Source organism: Vibrio sp. HB236076 (assembly GCF_040957575.1).
Taxonomy (GTDB): Bacteria; Pseudomonadota; Gammaproteobacteria; order Enterobacterales; family Vibrionaceae; genus Vibrio.
Map to the genome: position 1 here is coordinate 1,574,728 of NZ_CP162601.1, position 21,752 is coordinate 1,596,479.

At 42.3% G+C, this 21,752-nt stretch carries 14 protein-coding genes; 11 read left to right on the forward strand and 3 right to left on the reverse strand.

Going from position 1 to position 21,752, the window contains the following annotated elements; translation table 11 throughout:
* Positions 1 to 49 precede the first annotated feature (49 nt).
* From pepN to rmf, 9 genes are all read left to right on the forward strand, one after another.
* On the forward strand, positions 50 to 2,671 hold the full coding sequence (gene pepN, locus AB0763_RS06870; protein WP_306100007.1) for an aminopeptidase N: 2,622 nt from the start codon (positions 50 to 52) through the stop codon (positions 2,669 to 2,671).
* A 64-nt stretch (positions 2,672 to 2,735) separates the two neighbouring features.
* Complete coding sequence (locus tag AB0763_RS06875) at positions 2,736 to 2,960, forward strand: DUF2835 domain-containing protein (RefSeq protein ID WP_306100008.1); 225 nt, start codon at positions 2,736 to 2,738, stop codon at positions 2,958 to 2,960.
* Positions 2,961 to 3,150: 190 nt separating this feature from the next.
* On the forward strand, positions 3,151 to 7,983 hold the full coding sequence (locus AB0763_RS06880; RefSeq protein WP_306100009.1) for an NAD-glutamate dehydrogenase: 4,833 nt from the start codon (positions 3,151 to 3,153) through the stop codon (positions 7,981 to 7,983).
* A 41-nt stretch (positions 7,984 to 8,024) separates the two neighbouring features.
* Entirely contained in the window at positions 8,025 to 9,038 is a 1,014-nt protein-coding gene (gene pyrD / locus AB0763_RS06885; protein WP_306100010.1) for a quinone-dependent dihydroorotate dehydrogenase, read from the forward strand.
* Between the two features lie 127 nt (positions 9,039 to 9,165).
* Entirely contained in the window at positions 9,166 to 9,708 is a 543-nt protein-coding gene (locus AB0763_RS06890) for a cell division protein ZapC (RefSeq protein ID WP_306100011.1), read from the forward strand.
* Positions 9,709 to 10,200: 492 nt separating this feature from the next.
* Positions 10,201 to 12,336 carry a bifunctional 23S rRNA (guanine(2069)-N(7))-methyltransferase RlmK/23S rRNA (guanine(2445)-N(2))-methyltransferase RlmL gene (gene rlmKL, locus AB0763_RS06895; RefSeq protein WP_306100012.1) on the forward strand — a complete coding sequence of 712 codons (2,136 nt, stop codon included), beginning with the start codon at positions 10,201 to 10,203 and terminating at the stop codon, positions 12,334 to 12,336.
* A gap of 55 nt (positions 12,337 to 12,391) precedes the next feature.
* Complete coding sequence (locus AB0763_RS06900; RefSeq protein ID WP_306100013.1) at positions 12,392 to 14,326, forward strand: ABC transporter ATP-binding protein; 1,935 nt, start codon at positions 12,392 to 12,394, stop codon at positions 14,324 to 14,326.
* A gap of 2 nt (positions 14,327 to 14,328) precedes the next feature.
* Complete coding sequence (locus AB0763_RS06905) at positions 14,329 to 16,125, forward strand: DUF3466 family protein (RefSeq protein WP_306100014.1); 1,797 nt, start codon at positions 14,329 to 14,331, stop codon at positions 16,123 to 16,125.
* A gap of 150 nt (positions 16,126 to 16,275) precedes the next feature.
* Positions 16,276 to 16,449 carry a ribosome modulation factor gene (rmf, locus tag AB0763_RS06910; protein WP_306100119.1) on the forward strand — a complete coding sequence of 58 codons (174 nt, stop codon included), beginning with the start codon at positions 16,276 to 16,278 and terminating at the stop codon, positions 16,447 to 16,449.
* Between the two features lie 202 nt (positions 16,450 to 16,651).
* Here rmf and fabA read toward each other — a convergent pair whose 3' ends face one another.
* Together fabA and AB0763_RS06920 are read right to left on the reverse strand one after the other, a co-directional pair.
* On the reverse strand, positions 16,652 to 17,170 hold the full coding sequence (gene fabA / locus AB0763_RS06915; protein ID WP_306100015.1) for a bifunctional 3-hydroxydecanoyl-ACP dehydratase/trans-2-decenoyl-ACP isomerase: 519 nt from the start codon (positions 17,168 to 17,170) through the stop codon (positions 16,652 to 16,654).
* A 65-nt stretch (positions 17,171 to 17,235) separates the two neighbouring features.
* On the reverse strand, positions 17,236 to 18,867 hold the full coding sequence (locus tag AB0763_RS06920) for a Lon protease family protein (protein WP_306100016.1): 1,632 nt from the start codon (positions 18,865 to 18,867) through the stop codon (positions 17,236 to 17,238).
* A 210-nt stretch (positions 18,868 to 19,077) separates the two neighbouring features.
* Here AB0763_RS06920 and matP point away from each other — a divergent pair, with 210 nt between their 5' ends.
* Together matP and AB0763_RS06930 are read left to right on the forward strand one after the other, a co-directional pair.
* A complete protein-coding gene (gene matP, locus AB0763_RS06925; protein ID WP_306100017.1) occupies positions 19,078 to 19,530 on the forward strand; it encodes a macrodomain Ter protein MatP in 453 nt (150 codons plus the stop codon).
* A 44-nt stretch (positions 19,531 to 19,574) separates the two neighbouring features.
* Positions 19,575 to 20,810: an HDOD domain-containing protein gene (locus AB0763_RS06930; RefSeq protein ID WP_306100018.1), complete on the forward strand. Its 1,236-nt coding sequence runs from the start codon at positions 19,575 to 19,577 to the stop codon at positions 20,808 to 20,810.
* Positions 20,811 to 21,307: 497 nt separating this feature from the next.
* Here AB0763_RS06930 and AB0763_RS06935 read toward each other — a convergent pair whose 3' ends face one another.
* Positions 21,308 to 21,688: a hypothetical protein gene (locus tag AB0763_RS06935; protein WP_306100019.1), complete on the reverse strand. Its 381-nt coding sequence runs from the start codon at positions 21,686 to 21,688 to the stop codon at positions 21,308 to 21,310.
* Positions 21,689 to 21,752 lie beyond the last annotated feature (64 nt).

Consider the following 21,752-nt stretch of genomic DNA (forward strand, 5'->3'; position numbering starts at 1 on the left):
TTAAGAGGAGATCGTATGGTCTCCTCTTTTTTATTTGGAAGCATTTATTATGGAAAAAAACACTCCCAAGGCACTCTACCGCAAAGACTACAAAGAGTCTGACTATTTCATTAAAGATGTTGACCTTTTGTTTGATATTTATGATGACCATACAGTAGTTGTAGCTACGCTAAGAGTCGAGGCAAACAAAAAAGTAAATAACGCAAGAGTTCCTCTAGTTCTCGATGGTGAAGGTCTTGAGTTAATCTCTGTTTCAGTTGATGACCGCGAACTGGAAGACTTTGAGTTTCAAGTCAATGAGACCAGTTTAACTATTTACCCAGAAACGGACTCATTCGAACTTGAGACAGTTGTTCATATAGACCCTAAAGCAAACACTAGTCTCGATGGTATGTATTACGCTGAGGGTGTTTTCCTGACTCAATGTGAGGCTCAAGGTTTCCATAAGATAACTTACTTCCTTGATCGTCCAGATATTCTCTCTACATATAGCTGTACAATCATGGCCGATGAAGAGAAGTGTCCTGTGCTGCTATCTAACGGAACTCCTTTTAGTGCTTCTAATGTAGATGAGGGAAGACATAAAGTTTCATACAGAGATCCTGTTAAAAAACCTTGCTACCTCTTTGCGTTAGTCGCTGGAGATTTAGAGTGCCTCGAAGATTCTTTTACTACAATGAGTGGCCGTGAAGTAACCCTAAAAATCTTTGGTACGGAACAAAACATAGAGCGTAGTGATTACGCTATGTCTCGTTTAAAAGCTGCTATGAAGTGGGATGAAGAGAGGTTTGGTCTTGAGTATGATCTCGATACCTATTTTTTACTAATTGTAGATTTTTTCAATATGGGAGCGATGGAGAATAAAGGTTTAAATATCTTTAACTCTAAATATGTATTAGCTAATGAAAAAACAGCTACGGATAAAGATTATCACGGTATTGAAGCCGTTATAGGGCATGAGTACTTTCACAACTGGACGGGGAATCGAGTGACTTGTCGAGATTGGTTTCAGTTGAGTTTGAAAGAGGGATTAACGGTATTTAGAGACCAAGAGTTTTCTTCCGATCTCGGTTCGAGAGTCGTTAACCGCATTAACAATGTCCGTATTATCCGCGGCCCTCAATTTGCTGAAGATGCAAGTCCCATGTCTCATCCCATTCGCCCTGAAAAAGTGATTGAGATGAATAACTTTTACACTTTGACCGTCTATGAAAAAGGCAGTGAAGTGATCCGTATGTTGCATACATTACTCGGTGAGACGCGCTTTCAACAGGGGGTAAAAACGTATCTTCAGCGCCATGATGGTACGGCAGCGACTTGCGATGACTTTATCTGTGCGATGGAAGAGGCGAGTGGAATAGATTTGACCCAATTTCGCCGTTGGTATTCACAGTCGGGTACCCCAGTATTAACCGTAAAAAGTACGTATTTTGCCGAGCGAAAACAATTGCAGCTTGACGTTTGGCAATACACACCCGCGACGCAAGACCAATCTGAAAAATCCCCTTTACACATACCGTTAGACATTGAGCTTTACGCACCGGACGGCAGTGTCTTGCCTTTGTTTATCCAAGGTCAAGGGGTAGATAATGTGCTAAACATTACCGAGTCACATCAAACGTTTGTTTTTGACAATCTCGACGTAAAGCCTGTGGTGTCTTTACTGCGAGAATTCTCAGCACCGGTAAAATTGGAATATGACTATACTGATCAAGAGTTGATATTCTTAACCCGTTTCGCTCGTAATGCTTTTTCTCGCTGGGATGCCAGTCAAATGCTAGTGGCTAAATACCTGAAAAACATGATTGATGGCCGATACGAAGGAATATCCCCATTGCCAGATCAAGCAATTAATGCTTTTAGAGACACGCTGGTGGATAAAGATCTCGACCCGGCTTTTGTTGCTCAGGTTCTTACCTTACCTTCAGAAAATGACGTTGCTGGTTGGTATCAACGCATTGATGTAGAAGGCGTATGCCGCGCTGTCAACGCTGTGAAAAAACAACTTGCTACTGCCTTGCATCATGAACTTTTCGAGACTTATCAAAGGTTAGAGCAATCTGATTATCAGATCACAGCACAAGCGATGGGTAAGCGTGCATTGAGAAATCAATGTCTGACCTTATTAGCTTTGACGAAAAAAGGTGAGGCACTGCCGCAAACCCATTACCAGAGGGCAAGTAACATGACGGATAGCATGGCGGCATTACAAGCGGCGAATCAGGCGCAACTCGCTTGTCGAGATTGGATGATGGATGAGTTCAGTCGACAATGGCAAGGCGATGGTTTAGTGATGGACAAATGGTTTCATTTACAAGGGACCAACCCTAGTGAGAACGTGTTGAGTGATATTCAATCTGCGATGACACACCCGGATTTTTCGATGAAAAACCCAAATCGTATTCGCAACCTTATCGGGGCTTTTGTCATGCAAAACTTTGCCCATTTTCATCATCATTCGGGTTCGGGTTACCGCTTTGCTGGCGAGACAATAACCCAACTAAATCAGGTTAACCCTCAATTGGCGTCGAGCTTGATTGATCCATTACTTAAATTCAAACGCTATGATGAACATCGGCAGGCCATGATGAAGGCTGAATTGGAGCAATTGGCCGAGCAAGATCTTGCTAAAGATTTGTATGAAAAAGTGTCTAGTGCGCTAGCGCAATAAACAAATATTCACAGGTGGGCGAGTCCTGCCTGTGAACTCAGGTTTAACTTATCATGTTACGACTATGAACCATCGCTATTACTTTTTTTCTGTTCGGCTTACATATCAAGAATTTTTACATTATTACCAGGGGAATGTGTCGCATGTACAAGTTCGATTAACTACGGGCCAACAACTTCAATTACCCGCGGCCAGGTTACGACCCTTTCTTAGCCATAGTGGGATCAACGGACAATTTCGCCTTACAACAGATGAAAGAAACAAATTCATTCGTTTAGAGCGTTTGTAAAAACAAGTAACTCAATAGTCAAAAGTGGTAATCAAATCACACTATTGAGCTTTGATAGGGATTCGGCCTCATTCTTTATTAACCTTTTATTAATAGAGCCTTTACAATGGGGCCGAAACTTAGACTTGTTGAACATTTACCTTGTTGAACAACAAGATGCATCTTCATTTCATATCATTGGAGTTAATTTATGACCGTGCGTGATCATGTAGTGCCGGTTGTGCTTGAAAAAGTGTATCAACTTATTCAAGACAAGCTAGAGACAGCGATGCAGGTGACTGTGAAAGACTTGGCCCAGCATCTTTTCAGTAACGTATCTTATGACGATTTATACCAACGAAAGGACTCCGACCTTTATGGGGCCATCTTAAGCCTCTGGCATCACATTAACCACTCTAATCCCAGTAAAACATCCGTCCAAGTATTTAACCCCACCATTCGCCAACACGGCTGGCAATCGACCCATACCATCATTGAGATCGTAATGACAGACAGTCCCTTTCAAGTGGACTCGATCAAAATGGCATTGTCACGCTTAGGGCTGTCATCTCATTTAATGCTGAACTCTCCGACTATGGTGGAGCGTGCCAAAGACAATCGCATTGTCAGCATTAACCAAGACAAAGGTACACTGACTTCACTGTTTCACATAGAAATCGACCGCCTCAGTGATGAAACCAGTATGCAGGCGTTAAAAGATGAGCTGTTAGACATCCTTAGCGACACATTGCTGGTGGTGAATGATTGGCAAGCCATGTCGAGTAAGCTCGCGCAAGTTGTTGAAGAGTTAGAGCAAAATCAAGCTGTGATCCCTATGGATGAGAAGCGCTTCGAGGAAACGATTGCCTTCTTAAAATGGGCTCTTCGCCATAACTTCACCTTTATGGGATATAAAGAATACGATTTGCAGTCAGTCAATGCCGATATAAAACTTATCCCGACCGAAGAGCCAGGCTTGGGATTGTTTGCTCGTCCGGAACACGTTCATACGGTTTCTCTCTCTGAGCTTTCTGAATTGGCGAAGCAAGAAGCGCGCAAACCTTATGCTTTGATTACGACCAAAGGCAACAGGCCATCTAGAATTCACCGCCCAGCCTATAACGACTATATCGGTATCAAAAAATTTAACCAGCAAGGTGAAGTGGTTGGTGAGCATCGCTTTACCGGACTGTATACTTCTGCGGTTTACAATCAAACCGTATCCAGTATTCCATTAATTCGTGACAAAGTTGAACGAACACTAGAAGCGAGCCGTTATCTAAAAGGGTCATACGCTTATAAAGCGATGCACAATATCTTGGAAAATTACCCAAGAGATGAACTATTACAAGCCAGTGAAGAAGAGCTACTAGAAGTGGGTATGGGTGTCGTACAAATGCAAGACCGCGATTTGTTGCGATTGTTTGTGCGTAAAGACCCATTTGGTCGATTCTTCAGTTGTATGGTCTACGTAACGAAAGACCGATACAACACCGAGCTAAGGCGCCATACACAACGACTGTTTAAGTCCTATTTCAAGTCTACACAAGATGTTGAATTCACGACTTATTTCTCAGAGAGCTCACTGGCTCGTACCCATTATATTGTTCGTGTAGAAGACAATAACTTCGACATAGACATTAAAGAAATTGAGCATAACCTCATGGAAGTATCTTCAACTTGGGACGATAGGCTATCTTCGTCACTCATTTCCCATTACGGTGAAAGCCAAGGCCTGCCTTTGGCTAAATCTTATGCGATGGCTTTTCCGCGTTCATACAAAGAAGATATTTTGCCAACCTCAGCGGTAGATGATATTCAACGCTTAGAACACCTTGATGACGATAACAAATTGGGCATGTTGTTTTATCGACCGCAAGAGTTAGGTTCGAATTCACAGGCAGTTCGTCTAAAACTCTATCATCGCGATGAGCCGATACACCTTTCTGATGTTATGCCTATGCTCGAAAATTTAGGTTTACGAGTCATAGGGGAGTCGCCTTATGAAGTCCACAAAGCGAACGGTCAGACGTTTTGGATTTTAGATTTTTCCATGCTGCATAAAGGCAGTGCCAGTATTGATTTCGCGCATGCCCAAGAGCGTTTTCAACAAGCCTTTGCCGATATATGGAGCGGAAAGCTTGAAAGTGATGGTTTTAATAAATTATTGCTAGGCGCTTCTATATCTGGCCGAGATATTGCTATTTTACGTGCCTACGCGCGTTATATGCGTCAATTGGGTTTCCCGTTCAGCCAACAATACATCGAAGAAACGCTGAATCATTACCCCGAAGTGTCAAGTAATCTAGTGGCTTTATTCCACCGCCGCTTCGAGCCTAAATACAAAGGCTCGGCGAAAGGACAGCAGCAACTGACACAACAAATTAATCAGCAACTTGAATCGGTTGATAGCCTGGATGACGATCGAATCATTCGTCGTTACATGGAGATGATAGAAGCGACGGTACGTACCAACTACTTCCAAAGTTTACCGAGTGGTGAGTTCAAACCGACGATTGCATTTAAAATGACTCCGAGAGTGTTGGCTGATATCCCACAACCGGTCCCAGAGTTTGAGATTTTTGTTTACTCGCCTGATATTGAAGGGGTGCATTTACGCGGTGGTAAAGTCGCGCGCGGTGGTTTGCGCTGGTCTGATCGTCAAGAAGATTTTCGCACCGAAATACTCGGCCTTGTTAAAGCTCAACAAGTGAAAAACACGGTGATCGTTCCTGTGGGGGCAAAAGGGGGCTTTGTTTGTAAAAAGCAACCTGGCTTAACGCAACGCGATGAGATCTTAGCTGAGGGTAAGCGGTGTTACCAATTGTTTATCCGATCTTTACTTGATGTGACTGATAATATTGTCGAATCAAACATTGTGGCACCAAAACAAACGATTCGCCATGACGAAGACGATCCATACTTAGTCGTTGCGGCAGACAAGGGAACGGCTACGTTTTCTGATTTGGCTAATGGTGTTGCGCAAGAATTTAATTTTTGGCTTGGTGATGCCTTTGCTTCAGGTGGCTCGAACGGGTATGACCACAAAGCGATGGGGATCACAGCGAAAGGTGGTTGGGAATCGGTTAAACGCCATTTCCGCGAAATGGGCATTGATTGCCAAAATACTGACTTTACCGTTATTGGTGTTGGTGACATGGCTGGCGATGTCTTTGGTAATGGCATGCTGCTTTCCAAGCACATTCGTCTGCAAGCGGCCTTTAACCATCTGCATATCTTCATTGATCCTAACCCTGATGCAGCGACTAGTTGGCAAGAGCGACAACGGCTGTTTGAATTGCCGCGCTCTAGTTGGGAGGACTACAACAGTGAATTGATATCCCAAGGCGGGGGCGTTTTTTCTCGCCGGGCAAAATCCATTACCTTGAGCACTGAAATGCAGAAAATGCTCAATACCAAACGTCAGAAGATGTCACCGAATGAGTTGATCCAAAAGATCTTGATGATGGAGGCGGATCTTTTGTGGAATGGCGGCATCGGCACCTACGTCAAGTCGTCAAAAGAGACTCACAGTGATGTGGGTGATCGCGCCAACGACGTGTTGCGCGTTGACGGTAAGGATCTGAATGTTAAAGTTGTCGGCGAAGGCGGTAACCTAGGGCTGACTCAACTTGGTCGTGTAGAGTTTGCTTTAAACGGCGGTAGAGTAAATACCGATTTTGTCGATAACGTTGGCGGAGTCGATTGCTCTGATAACGAAGTAAATATCAAAATCTTATTAAATACATTGGTTTCTGAAGGCGAATTGACCATTAAAAAACGCAATCAAATTCTTGAATCAATGGAAGATGAGGTTGGTGAAATTGTTTTGGAAGACGCTTATCAGCAATCTGAGTCGATTTCTGTCACCGAGCAATTAGGGACCTCAACCGTGAAAGAGCAAATCCGCTTTATTCACAACTTAGAAAAACAAAACTTTCTCGATCGCGCATTGGAAAACTTACCAGATGACGAAGCATTACTAGAAAGAGAAAAGTTGGGGATGGGATTAACACGCCCAGAGTTGTCCGTACTGGTGGCTTACAGCAAAATGCTCCTCAAGCAGCAGTTGTGTTGTGATGACATTGCCAGTGATGCACATTATCAATCTTTGTTGAGCGACTATTTTCCGACGGTATTGCAACAAACTTATCCGGCTGCGATTCAATCCCATCCGTTGAAAAATGAAATCATTGCTACGGTATTGGCCAATCAAATTGTCAATATCATGGGCTTTACTTTTGTTGCACGTCTGCATGAAGAAACCGGCGCCAGTATTGTCGATATTGCTAAAGCGTATTCGGCTGCGTTGAGTATTTTTGGTTTTGACGATATCTTAACCTCGACAAGGGCACTGGATAATAAAGCGAAAACACACGCTCAATATCAAGTTTTTTATCAATCTCGTCGTACACTCAGACGCTTGACGCGTTGGTTATTGAGAAATCGCAATGAACAAGCGACAGTGCAGCAAACGGTTGATGTATATAAATCAGACGTTACTTTAATGACCACTGGGTTGGATGAGGTTATCGCGGCGGATGAAGTGGCAGAGCATAATGAATATGCCGAGCTCTGGATTGAGCAAGGGATAGAATCGAGCTTAGCTCATCGAGTTTCTCGCTTGTCTTCATTGCAATCGGCACTAGATGTGTCTGAAATCGCGAAGCAGTCAAATGTCGATGTGGCTCAAACTGCAAAATTGTATTTCCACTTAGGTCATCAATTGTCTTTGCACTGGTTCCTCAACCAAATTAATCGACAACCCGTAGAGAATTATTGGCAAGCATTAGCGCGCTCAGCGTTTAGAGAGGACTTAGATTGGCAACAGCGTCTGTTAACTACTCAAGTGTTACAAGGTCACGAAAGTGGTAACGTGTTAGACGATTTTGATCGTTGGCTTGATAACAATCAAGTATCGATTGAGCGTTGGAACAATATCTTAAATGAATTTAAAGTCGGCAATACTCATGAGTTTGCTAAGTTCTCGGTTGCATTACGTGAACTGGCACTGTTAAATTTAAATTGTACGAGAAATACGTAATAATAACGCCCCGTATATCGGGGCATTTTTTCGGAGGCACAATGCTTTACCGTTTAGCCAGAACTGGCTTATTTCAACTTGATGCCGAAAAGGCACACGAGCTTACCATTAATAATCTGAAATGGATAAATGGTACGCCACTTGATCTGGTATATCGCCAGCAATTACCTCAGCGAAGTGTAGAATGCATGGGGTTAACTTTCCGTAACCCTGTTGGACTAGCAGCGGGATTAGATAAGAATGGTGAATGTATCGAAGCGTTCGATGCGATGGGCTTTGGTTTTGTCGAAGTGGGTACGGTAACGCCTAAACCACAACCGGGTAATGACAAGCCGAGATTGTTCCGTTTAGTCGATTCAGAGGGGATCATCAACCGTATGGGGTTTAATAACCTCGGTGTCGATAACTTGGTTGAAAATGTAAAGAATGCAAATTACCAATGTATCTTGGGGATCAATATTGGCAAGAACAAAGATACGCCTGTTGAAGAGGGAACGCAGGATTATCTGATTTGTATGGAAAAAGTGTACCCTTATGCCGATTATATTGCTGCGAATATTTCCTCGCCGAACACGCCAGGATTAAGATCGTTACAATACGGTGAAGCTCTCGATGAATTACTGGCTGCCCTTAAAAACAAGCAAAAAGAGTTAGAGCAACAACACCAACGTTATGTACCCTTGGCCCTTAAGATTGCTCCTGATTTGGATGATAGTGAAATCCAACAGATTTGTGACTCGTTACGCCGTCACGAAATTGATGGGGTTATAGCTACCAACACGACGCTTGATCGCAGTTTAGTTGAAGGGCAAAAGTACAGCCAAGAAGCGGGTGGTTTAAGCGGTCGCCCTGTTCAATTAAAAAGTACTCGTGTGGTAGAAAAGCTGTCGCATTATTTACAAGGCGAAATTCCTATTGTTGGTGTAGGGGGGATCGATAGTTACTGTGCGGCAAAAGAAAAAATGCAAGCAGGCGCTTCGTTGGTTCAAGTTTATTCCGGTTTTATTTATCACGGGCCTAAACTTGTTAGTCAAATTGTAAAAAATATCTCTTAATTAGTTTATATACTATCGCATGATAAAAGAGGGAGCTTAAGTTTCCTCTTTTTTTTTGATTTAACCTCTGTAAGAATTTTATTAATTCAATCTCACTAATTCAGTTTGCATTATAAAAGGACTTTACATGTTAAAACCAAGCGATCAATGGCATTGGTATTACGATACTGAGCTGGACAGGTTAATGCTTAATCTGGGTGAAGATATGTTATTTAAAACACAATTGGCTAAGAAATATTTAGTAAATTGTGCTCTTCATGAAAATGAATTCACTGTCGATGATGCCAGTGCCTATCAAACCTTTAAAGAATCTTGTGACTTGCTTGATTTAAACCCTTACCGAAAAACAGAATTGACCTTGTATTGTCTAGCGTCCATGCGCTTTCATAAACCGGTACAACCCAAAAGTTGGTTCTTCATACCACAGTTTTCAACTTTGACACCACAAGAAGCTGACATCGTGTGTTTAGAGACGGAAATCGATAAAAGTTTATTCATTGTGTTAGAAGTAGGTGATAGCTCAAGCCTATGTGCCTGTGTTGATATTGATGGCTGTCTGCTCAACGAGACGAAATCATTGGCGTTTGGAGAAACCATTAAAGTGATGCATGACAGAATGTTACTCGCTCAATTTAGTCAGGGTGTACAGCCTGTGGCATTGGTGGGCTAAACAAACCAAACAATCACCCGTTCGAATCTTCATATATCCTCTCCTCGTTTCCATATCTTGAAGCCTTATCGGCGATTTGTGGCATTAAAAAGAGCCCTAATCATCACCCACTTTCTCTTGTTCATACCCTAGCTATAGCGCCTCACTTCCCGTATTGAGCTTTTTCCTATCGTTAGATTGAGTGATAGATAGGTGTATTACTTCAAATAAAGCACAAAAAATAAGTTAATTCTTTGTCATGACAACTTAAGTGAGTAAATAATCACTTGCCTTCAAAGTTATATGTTTCCTCTATTCTTCTGTGTTTCACAAGGATTTATGTACCTTCTTGTTTTCTGGTATACACCAATTTTTGTGTGAATATTTATTCAGCGTCTAGGTTTGTTGTGCTCAATATGCAATCAAGCAATTCGTCAAAAAATGTGATAAAGGAGGCGATTTCGTGTTATTTCAGTTACAATGAGCCCTATTTTTCAATTGATTAAGTGAATTATGAATCAGTATCTAGCCGTGACCTCTAACGGAATGGAAAACCTTGTGGTTGAGGAGCTTAAACGCTTCGGGATCAATGACCCCAAACCTGTTCAAGCAGGTGTGAAATTTAAAGCCAGTCTTGAGCAAATTTACCGTTGTTGTCTATGGAGCCGTTTGGCTTCACGCTTTGTCAGAATACTGAGTGAGTTTCAGTGTCAGAACGATATGGATCTGTATCTGGCCACTCATGCGGTTGCTTGGCCTGATCAATTTCACAGTGGTACTAAGCTGGTGGTGGATTTCAATGGTACTAACCGAGAAATCCGTAACAGTCAGTATGGGGCTTTGAAAGTTAAAGATGCCATTGTCGATGCCTTTGAAAAGAAAGGCTTTTCAAGACCTTCAATCAGTAAAGACAATCCTGATGTACGCGTCCATGTGCGCTTATTTAAAGACCAAGCGATTCTGGGTATCGATATGGTCGGTGGCGGCTTGCATTTTCGCGGTTATCGCCCTCAAAGTGGCAGCGCACCACTTCGTGAAACCTTGGCGGCGGCGATTGTGATGCGCAGCCAATGGGATGAGACGAAAACGTTGCTTGATCCAATGTGCGGTTCTGGAACGCTCTTGATTGAAGCAGCGATGATTGCCGCAAATATTGCTCCGGGTTTAAAGAGAAAACAGTGGTGTTTTGAAGGCTTAAAAGACTTTGATCACGCTTTGTGGATGGAGATAAAATCTGAGGCCAATGTGATTGCTAGACGCTCTGTCAATAAAATTGACAGTGCCAAAATGTTTGGTTTTGACCTTGATGAGAAAGTGATTTCGATTGCCAAAGAGAACGCCCGACGTGCTGGTGTCGCTAATTTAGTGCAATTTTCACAAGGCGATGCGACCACGATTGAAAATCCGATAACCAATGGCGAGCCTGGAGTGATTGTTTGTAACCCTCCCTATGGTGAAAGACTGAGTACAGAACCTGGTCTTATAGCGCTATACACTGCGTTTGGTGCTCAATTAAAAGCACAATTTACCAACTGGAGTGCTTCGATCTTTTCTAGCTCCGATGAGTTATTAAGTTGTTTGAGAATGCGTGCAGACAAACAGTTTAAGCTCAATAATGGGGCATTGCCTTGTGTTCAAAAAAACTATGTCATCTCTAGTAAACCCCAGCGTCAAGGTGACTCTGATTCAAACTCGCAAGAGACGCTGGTAGCCCCAGATTTTGCTAATCGTCTTAAGAAAAATCACCAAAAACTCTCAAAGTGGGCAAAAAAAGAGCAGTTGGATTGTTTTCGTCTCTATGACGCGGATTTACCTGAATATAACGTTGCGATTGATAAGTACTGTGATCATGTAGTGGTTCAAGAGTATGCGGCGCCGAAAAACATTCCTGAAGAAAAAGCCAAACGTCGTTTAACCGATGTGATTCGAGCCACCATTCAAGTGTTGGGTATCGATGCTAACAAAGTGATCATTAAAGTTCGTCAAAAACAGAAAGGTCAGCGCCAGTATCAAAAATTAGCTGAAAAAGCGCAGCACATGATTGTCAATGAGTACGGCGTACAGTTGAAAGTGAACTTAACCGATTATCTTGATACGGGTTTGTTTCTCGATCACAAACTGACTCGCAAAATGGTTGGGGAGATGAGCCAAGGTAAAGATTTCCTCAATCTGTTTGCTTATACCGGCTCGGCGACAGTTCACGCCGCAGTCGGTCAGGCTCGTTCGACCACAACGGTTGATATGTCTAACACGTATTTGGATTGGGCCAAGGAAAATATGCAGCTCAATGGTCGAATTGGTCGTCAGCATCAGTTCATTCAAGCCGATTGCTTACAGTGGTTAGAGCAAGAAAATAAGCAATACGACCTTATTTTTATTGATCCACCAACGTTTTCAAATTCGAAGCGAATGGATAAAACATTTGATGTACAGCGCGATCATATAGACGTGATGACTCATTTAAAACGCATCTTAAAGCCCGATGGGGTTATTGTTTTCTCAAATAATAAACGCCACTTTAAAATGGATATGAATGCACTTATTAAATTAGATCTTACAGCAAGTAATATTTCAGATAAAACCTTGCCGTTGGATTTTTTAAGAAATAAACATATTCATAACTGCTGGTTAGTTACACATTCAAAATAATGATAATACAAAACACCTCACCAATATATTTGGTGGGGTTTAAAGGATAGATATTATGGCACTTCTTACTATCCATGGTGGTCAATTAGCTTATGGCGATCACCCTTTATTGGATAAAGCAGATTTTAGTTTACAAACTAACGAACGGGTTTGTTTAGTCGGTCGTAACGGCGCAGGTAAATCTACGCTAATGAAAATTATTGCCGGTGATATTCTTCTGGATGATGGCCGCTTACAGGTTACGCAAGATGTTGTTGTTTCTCGTTTAGAGCAAGATCCACCGCGAAATGAGTCAGGTACCGTGTACGATTATGTTGCAGGTGGATTGGCAGAAGTCGGGAAAATGCTCAAGGAGTACCATGAACTGCTTGATCGCATTGCCAGCGACCCACAAGAAAAACTGTTTAACCGTTTAGCAAAGGTTCAAGAGCAGCTCGACCATGCCAATGCGTGGCGGTTTGATGATCGCGTTAATAATGTGCTAACAGCATTAAGCTTAACGCCTCAAACACCATTAACGGATTTGTCCGGTGGTTGGCAGCGTAAAGCCGCTTTGGCAAGAGCACTGGTTTGCGATCCCGATGTACTCTTACTCGATGAACCAACTAACCACTTAGATGTCAGTACGATCGAATGGTTAGAAGGCTTTTTAAAAGACTTTCGTGGCTCGATAATCTTTATTTCACACGACCGAGCATTTATTCAATCGATGGCCACACGCATTGTCGACCTTGATCGCGGCCAACTCAACTCTTTTCCAGGAAACTATCAACAATACCTAGAAGCAAAAGAAGAGATGTTGCGTGTCGAAGAAATGCAAAATGCCGAATTCGACAAAAAACTGGCTCAAGAAGAAGCTTGGATTCGCCAAGGTATTAAAGCTCGTCGAACCCGAAACGAAGGACGTGTTCGAGCTCTAAAAGCTCTGCGTGTAGAGAGGCAGAACCGACGTGATGTTCAAGGTAAAGTCACCCTAAATATCGATGATGCTAATCGCTCAGGCAAAATTGTCTTCGAAGCAGAAAATATCAACTTTGCTTTTGAGAACAAAACCATCGTCAATGATTTTTCATTCAGTATTATGCGCGGTGATCGCATTGCATTGATCGGCCCTAATGGTTGTGGCAAAAGTACTTTGCTAAAAATGCTACTCGGTCAACTCAATCCTGACAGCGGCCGCTTACACTGCGGTACTAAGCTTGAAGTGGCATACTTTGACCAATATCGTGAAATATTAGATCCTGAAAAATCCGTCATAGACAATTTGGCTGACGGCAAACAAGAGGTGATGGTCGGCGGGCGTGAACGCCATGCTCTTAGTTATCTTCAAGACTTCTTATTCTCACCTAAACGTGCTCGTACGCCGGTTAAAGCGCTTTCGGGGGGAGAAAAAAACCGCTTATTGCTCGCGCGTATTTTTCTAAAGTCGAACAATTTATTGATCCTCGATGAGCCAACGAACGATTTAGATATCGAAACATTGGAACTTTTAGAAGAATTACTTGCCAATTATCAGGGGACTCTACTTCTTGTCAGTCATGACCGTCAGTTTGTTGACAATACAGTGACGACCAGTTGGATATTTGATGGTAAAGGTAACATCGAAGAGTTCGTTGGTGGTTATCACGATGCTCAGCAACAAAAATCTCAGGTTGAAGCTGTTCGTCAGCAATTCAATTCGAGCGCTCATAAAGAAGACCGCCAACAACCCGAAAAGGTGAGTAACCAACCCGCGCCGGCCAAGACAAAAGCCACAAAAAAGCTCTCTTACAAGTTGCAAAAAGAGCTTGATGACTTACCGGCGTTACTTGAGCAGCTCGAGCAAGAGATTGAAGATCTTCAACAAACTGTTAATTCAGCGGATTTCTTTAACCAAGAGGTGAACGTTACTCAACCAATTTTAGATCAACTAGCGCACACAGAGCAGCGATTAGAGACGGCCTTTGAGCGTTGGGAAACTTTAGAAGCGATGCAACAGGATAATTCTTAACCATGGGAAAAAATTCAGGTTTTAAACTCAGTGCCGTTGCACTGTTAGTTGCCAGCAGTTTTCATACACAAGCCGCCTTGTACCGAGTGATCGAGGTGGAGACACCATCGACACTAGAAGAAGGCTCGGACGGTGATTATCAATCAAGCTATGGCACCGCTATTCAAGCCTCAGATGCCGATGATGGCAGTTGTTTCACTTCTGATACCGTTGGTGGTGTAAACTGTGATGCCTTCGTTCTTGGTGGTGAAACACGGATTGAAGAGCCGTTTGCTGGTCGCCCTGTTGACGGTTTCGAATACCGTGAAGAAGCTTTTTTTGGCTCTAGCCCAAGTTTTTATTACGCCCAAGACTCTGATGATTCAGATTATTTTCAATCTTTTTGTTCATCTCGATTTGGTTATGCTACGTGTGACACTTGGGGGGACTTGTTCTTCGACGAGTGGGACCGTGAACTATCCGGCGATACCACTACCAACGCCTACGCGTTTTATACCACGGGTGCCTCTGAGATAAGCGATGGCGATACCGATGACAGCGCTGTGCTATACAACGACAATGCTGGGACCAATGTGGTGTGGAACTCAATCACCAGTGATGTCTCTGGCGATAGTGGGTTAGTGGGGATTGAGTTCTCAACCGGTGATGAACGCGCAACGGTGTCGTCGATATCACCAACCAGCCCGGATTCATCAACGGATGAAGATGCGTTTGATTACTCAAGAGCTTGGAAAACCGATGGTACTTATACCGTCGGCAGTGTTGGTTACGAGCAAGATAATTATTACGGGACTTTCTATTATACCAAAGCGGCCATTTGGGATGCGACCGGTAGTGTCACCACGCTTTATTGGAACAATAACGATGAAGACTTTTATGGTATCGATGACAACGATGATGATAACAAGTTATTAGCCCAAGCCAGTATCCGTGATTTTACCATTACTGATGCGGGTGAGATCTACGCGGTCGGCTTTAATACCTATGACGATGATGATTATTTTCAAGAAGCCACTATCTTTAGTGTCAGTGAAGATGATTACGCAACGGCGAGTAACTGGACTGAAACTCGAATTAGCGATGCCAGAGTCGATGATGACTATGATTACTACAATACCAAGTTAACAGGAATTAACAGTAATTTAGTCGCGATTGGTGAAGCTAAGCGTGGCTCACTACAAAATGGTGCTTACCCAAATCGACCTTTCCTCGTTGCTGATGCTAGTGCTAGCTCACCATCGGCAACGTACTTCGGTTCAGAAATTACCGCGTCATCTGCAGGTGGAACGGCGAGTGCAATCAACGATTACAACGAAATCGTTGGTCAAATTGACACCAATGTCACTACGCGTGAATACAATGGTAAACCGCGTACCAAACGAGCTTATATCTACCCATACGACGGTACCGGTAGTGATAGTGATCGTATGGATATCTTCAATAATCAAGCATGGCTACTGGATGACTTAACCAACGGCGGCGATTATTCTGATGCGAATAATGCTTATCGAATTCTCGATGCGACTGGGATTAATAATGCCGGTGTCATTTCCGCAACGGCTATCAAGTGTAGTGGTGGTTATGATTCGACAGATGAAGACGCAACCTGTGGTGAAGGTGAACAAGACGAAACTTGGGTTGCCGTAAAACTAGTGCCTATCAACGGTGCGACTTCGGACGATATTAGTGCCCGTGGTGAATCAACAACGTCGGTTTCAAGAAGCGGTGGGTCTTTAGGCGTATTTACCATGCTTTCGATGGGCTTGTTAGCCTTGGTAAGACGAAAAAGAAAAGCGTAAATCTGTGCATGAGATTCCATTTATTGTTTAATTCATTAATGCGTGCTTGAAAAAGCGTCAATTTGACCCATAATTTAATGGTAGCGTCATTAAAATGCTACCGTTAATTCACAGTGAAGTGTTAATACCATATCTGTAGAGGTTACAATGATGAAGAGACAAAAACGCGACCGCCTAGAAAGAGCTCAATCACAAGGCTATAAAGCGGGTATCAATGGAAGGTCTCAAGAGGCTTGTCCTTATCAACAAATGGATGCTCGTTCTTATTGGCTAGGTGGATGGCGAGATGCCAGGGAAGACAAAAACATGGGACTCTACAAGTAGCAACTCATCATCAACAATTTGATTTATTTCAACAGCAAGATGCTGTGCTTAAGGCTCCATATGGGGCCTTTTTTGCGATAAGCGTTTTTATTGGTCGGTTTGTCATGTAAGTATTGAATTAAACTCCCAAGCTAAAGCACTATAACTAAAGTGTGTGAGTAAAAATAAAGTGGCATAAAGCCACTTCATAAAAAGTCAACGCTTAAAATTTAGATGTGTCTTGAAAAAGGCCAACTTTCAAATCTTTAGCTACGTAAATCTCTTTGCCGTCAACCAGAACACGGCCATCAGCTAGGCCCATAACCAGTTTACGGTTTACGACGCGCTTCATATGGATTTCATAAGTCACTTTTTTTGCTGTCGGCAAGATTTGACCCGTAAATTTCACTTCGCCAACACCGAGTGCACGTCCTTTGCCTTTACCTCCGACCCAGCCAAGAAAGAAACCGACTAATTGCCACATGGCATCTAGGCCGAGACAGCCAGGCATTACAGGATCACCAGGGAAGTGACAATCGAAGAACCAAAGATCAGGGGTGATATCGAGCTCTGCTAAGATGAGTCCTTTGCCAAAATCACCTTCAGTTTCGGACATTTTCGTTACTCGGTCCATCATTAGCATATTTGGCGCTGGAAGTTGAGGGTAACCAGGACCAAACAATTCGCCTTGACTAGACGCTAGTAAATCTTCTTTATTGTATGAATCGCGCTTATTTTGCATTTTGAGTCGCTCCATTGATTAATAGGGGGCATAGTAGTGAACAGCTGTACGCCAAACAAGTCCGATCAGTATCTTATCAGCTTGTTTTTGAATTGTTGCCACAAGGTTTTAGGGGGCTCATGACGAGCGAAGGTATCAATTTTTTGAGCAATTTTTTCCAAAATATGGCTTTCACCCGTTCTAAAAGGCTGCCCCATAAGCAATGGGATAGCTTGGTCAACATGATCAACCGCCCAAATGTGAAATTCATCGTTTTTCATACTATCAATAATGTCATCGCTTAGCGTTAAGTGTTTTACATTGCTTTTAGGCAGGATAACGCCTTGTTCACCACTAAGACCTCGATGACAACAAACGCGATAAAAACCTTCAATTTTATCGTTTAGCCCCCCTACAGCTTGCACACGCCCGAATTGGTCAACGGCGCCTGTCACTGCGATAGATTGTTTTAGCGGCGTTTCAGATAAAGCACTGACCAATGAACAAAGTTCTGCCAAAGAGGCGCTATCACCATCGACTTCACTATAAGATTGTTCAAATACAATTGATGCCGAAAAAGGCAGTGGTTCTTCTAACTTTAATGCGCTACTCAAGAAGGCTTGCATAATCATCATCCCTTTGGCATGCAGGTTGCCGCCAAGTTCGGCTTTGCGCTCAACATCAGAAACATCGCCATCACCAAAATGAATCACACACGAAATTCGCGCAGGCTCACCATAAGGTAGTGGGTGGCCGGCAACATCAATCACGGTTAATCCGTTGATTTGACCAATGCGTTCGCCGTCTGTTTCGATAATGACTTGTCCATCTAAGATGTCATTAATCGCTCGTTGCGGTAAATAAGAGGCGACATCATTAATTTGGTGATAGACAGATTGAATGGTTGCCTTGTTAATTTGTTCTGTTTGTTGCGAGGCGATAGACAGTAAACGTTGGTGCCACAACAAACCAAGAGGCAAATATTGCTGGTCTTCAGTCTCACGTGTGCCGTATGTACACATTTGTTCTATGCCATCTAAAGTTAATGATTGGTAACCAAATTCACTAACTAACCATTTTAAATAACACAAGTACTGAGTGAGGCTCTGTGAGGTAATCTTTAATTCCGTTTCTAGCTCGGTAAAAAGAGTGAGTCCAGAGCTTAAATCAGAATCAAAATATTCAAGTTCAGACCATTGTTCGAGATCACCAACAATAACCAATTTAATGTCATAGCTAAAAGTGACCACGTCACTCATTACTTGCTTGGTGTCCCAAGGAATAGGGCAGGTATCACATCCTTGTAGTGCACTTTTTAGGTTAATCCATAACGCCGGACACATCATTAATGATTGGGCACTAATAATGAGATAGCCATGGTTGGCTTTATCTAGCAGTCCCGGGGTCACTTTCCCCTGAGTATCGATACGCGGAAATAACGCGGTTAGATCTCGCGTTTCTGTGTGTACCACAGCAATATTCTCACCCGTTTTGCGTTGTAAATCCGCTTGGATTAATGAGCGATATAACGTGTTATCTGGCCCACAAATTCTCAATATTTTGCTTATGGTTTTGGGCAACATAAACTGTTGACAGGCAGATTGATATCTTGGCTGAAGCTCTAAAAATGACGCCGGCTCTAATGTTGGGTATTGGGAAAGTATGGCTTTAAAGCTTGCCATTTGCAAAGTTACATCGGTCCAATCTACTTTTGTCATTTAATCCAGTCTTAATAAATTTATACGGAGAGTAAATCGTTTGAGTATAACGGAAAACAGGTAGAGAATGTAGTGATATAACGTCGTTCAAAGAGTAGGGAGTCTAGTCACAGACACCGTGATTGAGGTGTGATAACTTTCTTATTGATTGAGTTTTTATCTATTCAGGGTTACCCTGTCACTACAGGTGAGTTTTAGGTATATTACAGCATGAAATATCAACAACTTGAGAATTTAGAGTGTGGCTGGAAATGGCAATACTTAGTAAAAAAAGTCCGAGAAGGTGTGAAAGTCACTCGTTATATCGACGAGAGTGAAGCCAACCATGCCATTAAAGCGTTAATCGCTATCGAAAATCAGCCTGTTGAAGTGCTTGAATGGATTAACCATCATATGGATGAAGCCCTTGATATTAAGCTCAAACAGGCGATTCGGGCGAAGCGTAAAAGGCATTTTAATGCTGAACAGAAACACACAAAAAAGAAATCTATTGATTTGGATTATCGCGTTTGGGAAAAGTTATCTGAAAAAGCGAACGAGTTAGGTTGCACTCTATCTGATGCTATCGAGTACCTGGTATCTGAAGCGTCAAAAAGTGAAGTGGCGAGCCAAAAGGTATCGAGCCTTAAACAAGATTTGAGTCAGCTTTTAAAACAAGACTAATCATCTATATTTATAGATATACCTGTACATACGCCAGAAATATCATGCCAATAACACCACTTATTTACGATAAACAGTATAATCCTGAGGCAATTGAAGCCGCTAGGCAAATCAGCAACGAAGTGCATCAGCGTCACTATAAATGGCTTGTCAGTAGCAAGTTTTTACTCAACCAAGCATCGGTAGACTCAACCTTAAGCTTACAGGGCAAGTTTTGCGAAGACGTTATCTTCGACGAGTCAGAAAGAGTCACACGAAATCAACGTATATTACTTTTGTGTGAGCAAGAAAAAGTAAAAGAAAAACGGCAAAAAATAGACCATCAACAACAGACGATTGGGCGAGTAGTGAATGTTGTTAATCGCCATGCAGAGCGCTTAATGACTCAGTTTTTCACTGAAACCCCAATTGAAAAGCTGTTCCACGGTGGCATTCCTTTATTTGATCATTTTTCTTCTTTTGCTTATTCACCCTCGTTATCTTTGTCAAAACTCCACTCGTTGACCACATTAAGTCATCATTTATCAACACAAGTCATTGATTTAACTAATGACCCTATGTTTTGTGAAAGGATGGGACACCGAGTTAGGGTTGTCCAGGATCCCAAAGTGGCGACCTCTCAAATCGGCGTTGAAAATGCGCGTTTGTTATTTCCGGTCTTAATGGCTCGCTCGATGCTAAAATGGTCGGATAACAACACAAAAGTCATGGTGCCTAAACTTTGGCAACACATGATAATAACAGCGAACGCCACTCGATTGCGCCTAGAGAATGCCGGCGTGAAAGATCCTGAATGCGGTGTTTTGATTGGCGTGTTACGCACCGTCAGTCAGTTTTTAATTGCCAATCATTTCAGTCATTTATTTGATGATGCCTTGATTGCTGTCATGTTGAAATTTAGAGAGCAAGATCGCCGTGAAGAATACTACGCGTGCTCGGAAGTTTTACCATCATTGGCTTTCCTGCCAGAAGTGTTAGCAAAGACAGAAATACTGTTAACCGACAAACTGATTAATCACTTTACCGATTGGCCAACCAATGCCACCCATATACGACAAGCGGTGCAAGAAGATGTTCTTAACCAGCCATTAGAGCAGAGAAGTATATACGGTGTCGCTTTAGCGCAAGCAAAGGCATTTTCTATTTACGAAAACATGTCACAGAGCCAAATTTTTATTGATAAGCACAAGCCGTATTGGTTTGCTAACGTCAAATTAGCGGGAACAGATTTAAAAGAACTCCAAAGCCGTAAACTAGGTCGTTTTTTACTGAATCTTTAATTGGGTAATTTTAGCTTGTTGAGCAAGTCTGGTTCAAAGCCAAAGCTCGGTTTAAAAGAGTCTTTGATAAGGTTCAAGACTCGACAATAAACATTTAGAAGCCAAAACTCGTAGCTCAGATATTCCAACGACATAAACCATGGTTTTAAATCGTTATGAGTGGATCAAAACGGCCATTGAGTTGACGTTAACAAACTAACTCTAAGTGCGCATTATGTATATTATGTTAAATAAAGCCTTGTTGAGCGGATTAAATTAATGATAACCTCCCTGTTCTGGGTACTTATCTTCAAAAAAGTGTTATGTATTGAACATAACTGAATTTACCATAAAATACCTAATAATGACTTAATTAATCACAGATTATTAAGTCATTATTAGAATGTAACCTTAAACAACCCGAAAGTTGTCGCTGTGGTAAATTCGATCGCTCAAAAACTCATAGAGATTGACTATATGTTTTTGGCTTTGAGCGACAAGGCAATCTGCAAACAGGTTTATCTACTCAGCTCGAATTTTACTGCCGGCTCTTGTTCAAACATAAGCGTTATTGTTTCTGTCTGATCACCAGTGATGATCCATTGATTCACGTCAAGCTGCACTATTTTCTGCGCTCCTTTCGCTTGAACACGCCAGCGCGCCTTTTCCGATAACTTGGTATCAAAGACCCTCAATTGCCACTGGTCTTGTCGCACATTCCTTAACTCACCCTGACTGTCTTTATCGTGGAATTGACACGTTTTACTCGGCTGGCATTCAAGTAGTATCGGCGCTGCGTCGGTTGGATTAAAGGTGCGCCAAAAGAAAGCCGTCGATAATACTAAAAGGACAATGATAAGGTGAATCACTCTTGCTGGAGTCAGTTTTTGAGCTGGCATAGTAAGCATTTTTTTAGAATTAATGGTGAAATTATAACAAAAATTCCCCTTAACGAGTCGTTAA

Bases quoted from the DNA above. Each gene is read 5' to 3' on its own strand.
- pepN (WP_306100007.1), top strand. From the start codon at position 50: ATGGAAAAAAACACTCCCAAGGCACTCTACCGCAAAGACTACAAAGAG.
- AB0763_RS06875 (WP_306100008.1), top strand. From the start codon at position 2,736: ATGAACCATCGCTATTACTTTTTTTCTGTTCGGCTTACATATCAAGAA.
- AB0763_RS06880 (WP_306100009.1), top strand. From the start codon at position 3,151: ATGACCGTGCGTGATCATGTAGTGCCGGTTGTGCTTGAAAAAGTGTAT.
- pyrD (WP_306100010.1), top strand. From the start codon at position 8,025: ATGCTTTACCGTTTAGCCAGAACTGGCTTATTTCAACTTGATGCCGAA.
- AB0763_RS06890 (WP_306100011.1), top strand. From the start codon at position 9,166: ATGTTAAAACCAAGCGATCAATGGCATTGGTATTACGATACTGAGCTG.
- rlmKL (WP_306100012.1), top strand. From the start codon at position 10,201: ATGAATCAGTATCTAGCCGTGACCTCTAACGGAATGGAAAACCTTGTG.
- AB0763_RS06900 (WP_306100013.1), top strand. From the start codon at position 12,392: ATGGCACTTCTTACTATCCATGGTGGTCAATTAGCTTATGGCGATCAC.
- AB0763_RS06905 (WP_306100014.1), top strand. From the start codon at position 14,329: ATGGGAAAAAATTCAGGTTTTAAACTCAGTGCCGTTGCACTGTTAGTT.
- rmf (WP_306100119.1), top strand. From the start codon at position 16,276: ATGAAGAGACAAAAACGCGACCGCCTAGAAAGAGCTCAATCACAAGGC.
- fabA (WP_306100015.1), bottom strand. From the start codon at position 17,170: ATGCAAAATAAGCGCGATTCATACAATAAAGAAGATTTACTAGCGTCT.
- AB0763_RS06920 (WP_306100016.1), bottom strand. From the start codon at position 18,867: ATGACAAAAGTAGATTGGACCGATGTAACTTTGCAAATGGCAAGCTTT.
- matP (WP_306100017.1), top strand. From the start codon at position 19,078: ATGAAATATCAACAACTTGAGAATTTAGAGTGTGGCTGGAAATGGCAA.
- AB0763_RS06930 (WP_306100018.1), top strand. From the start codon at position 19,575: ATGCCAATAACACCACTTATTTACGATAAACAGTATAATCCTGAGGCA.
- AB0763_RS06935 (WP_306100019.1), bottom strand. From the start codon at position 21,688: ATGCCAGCTCAAAAACTGACTCCAGCAAGAGTGATTCACCTTATCATT.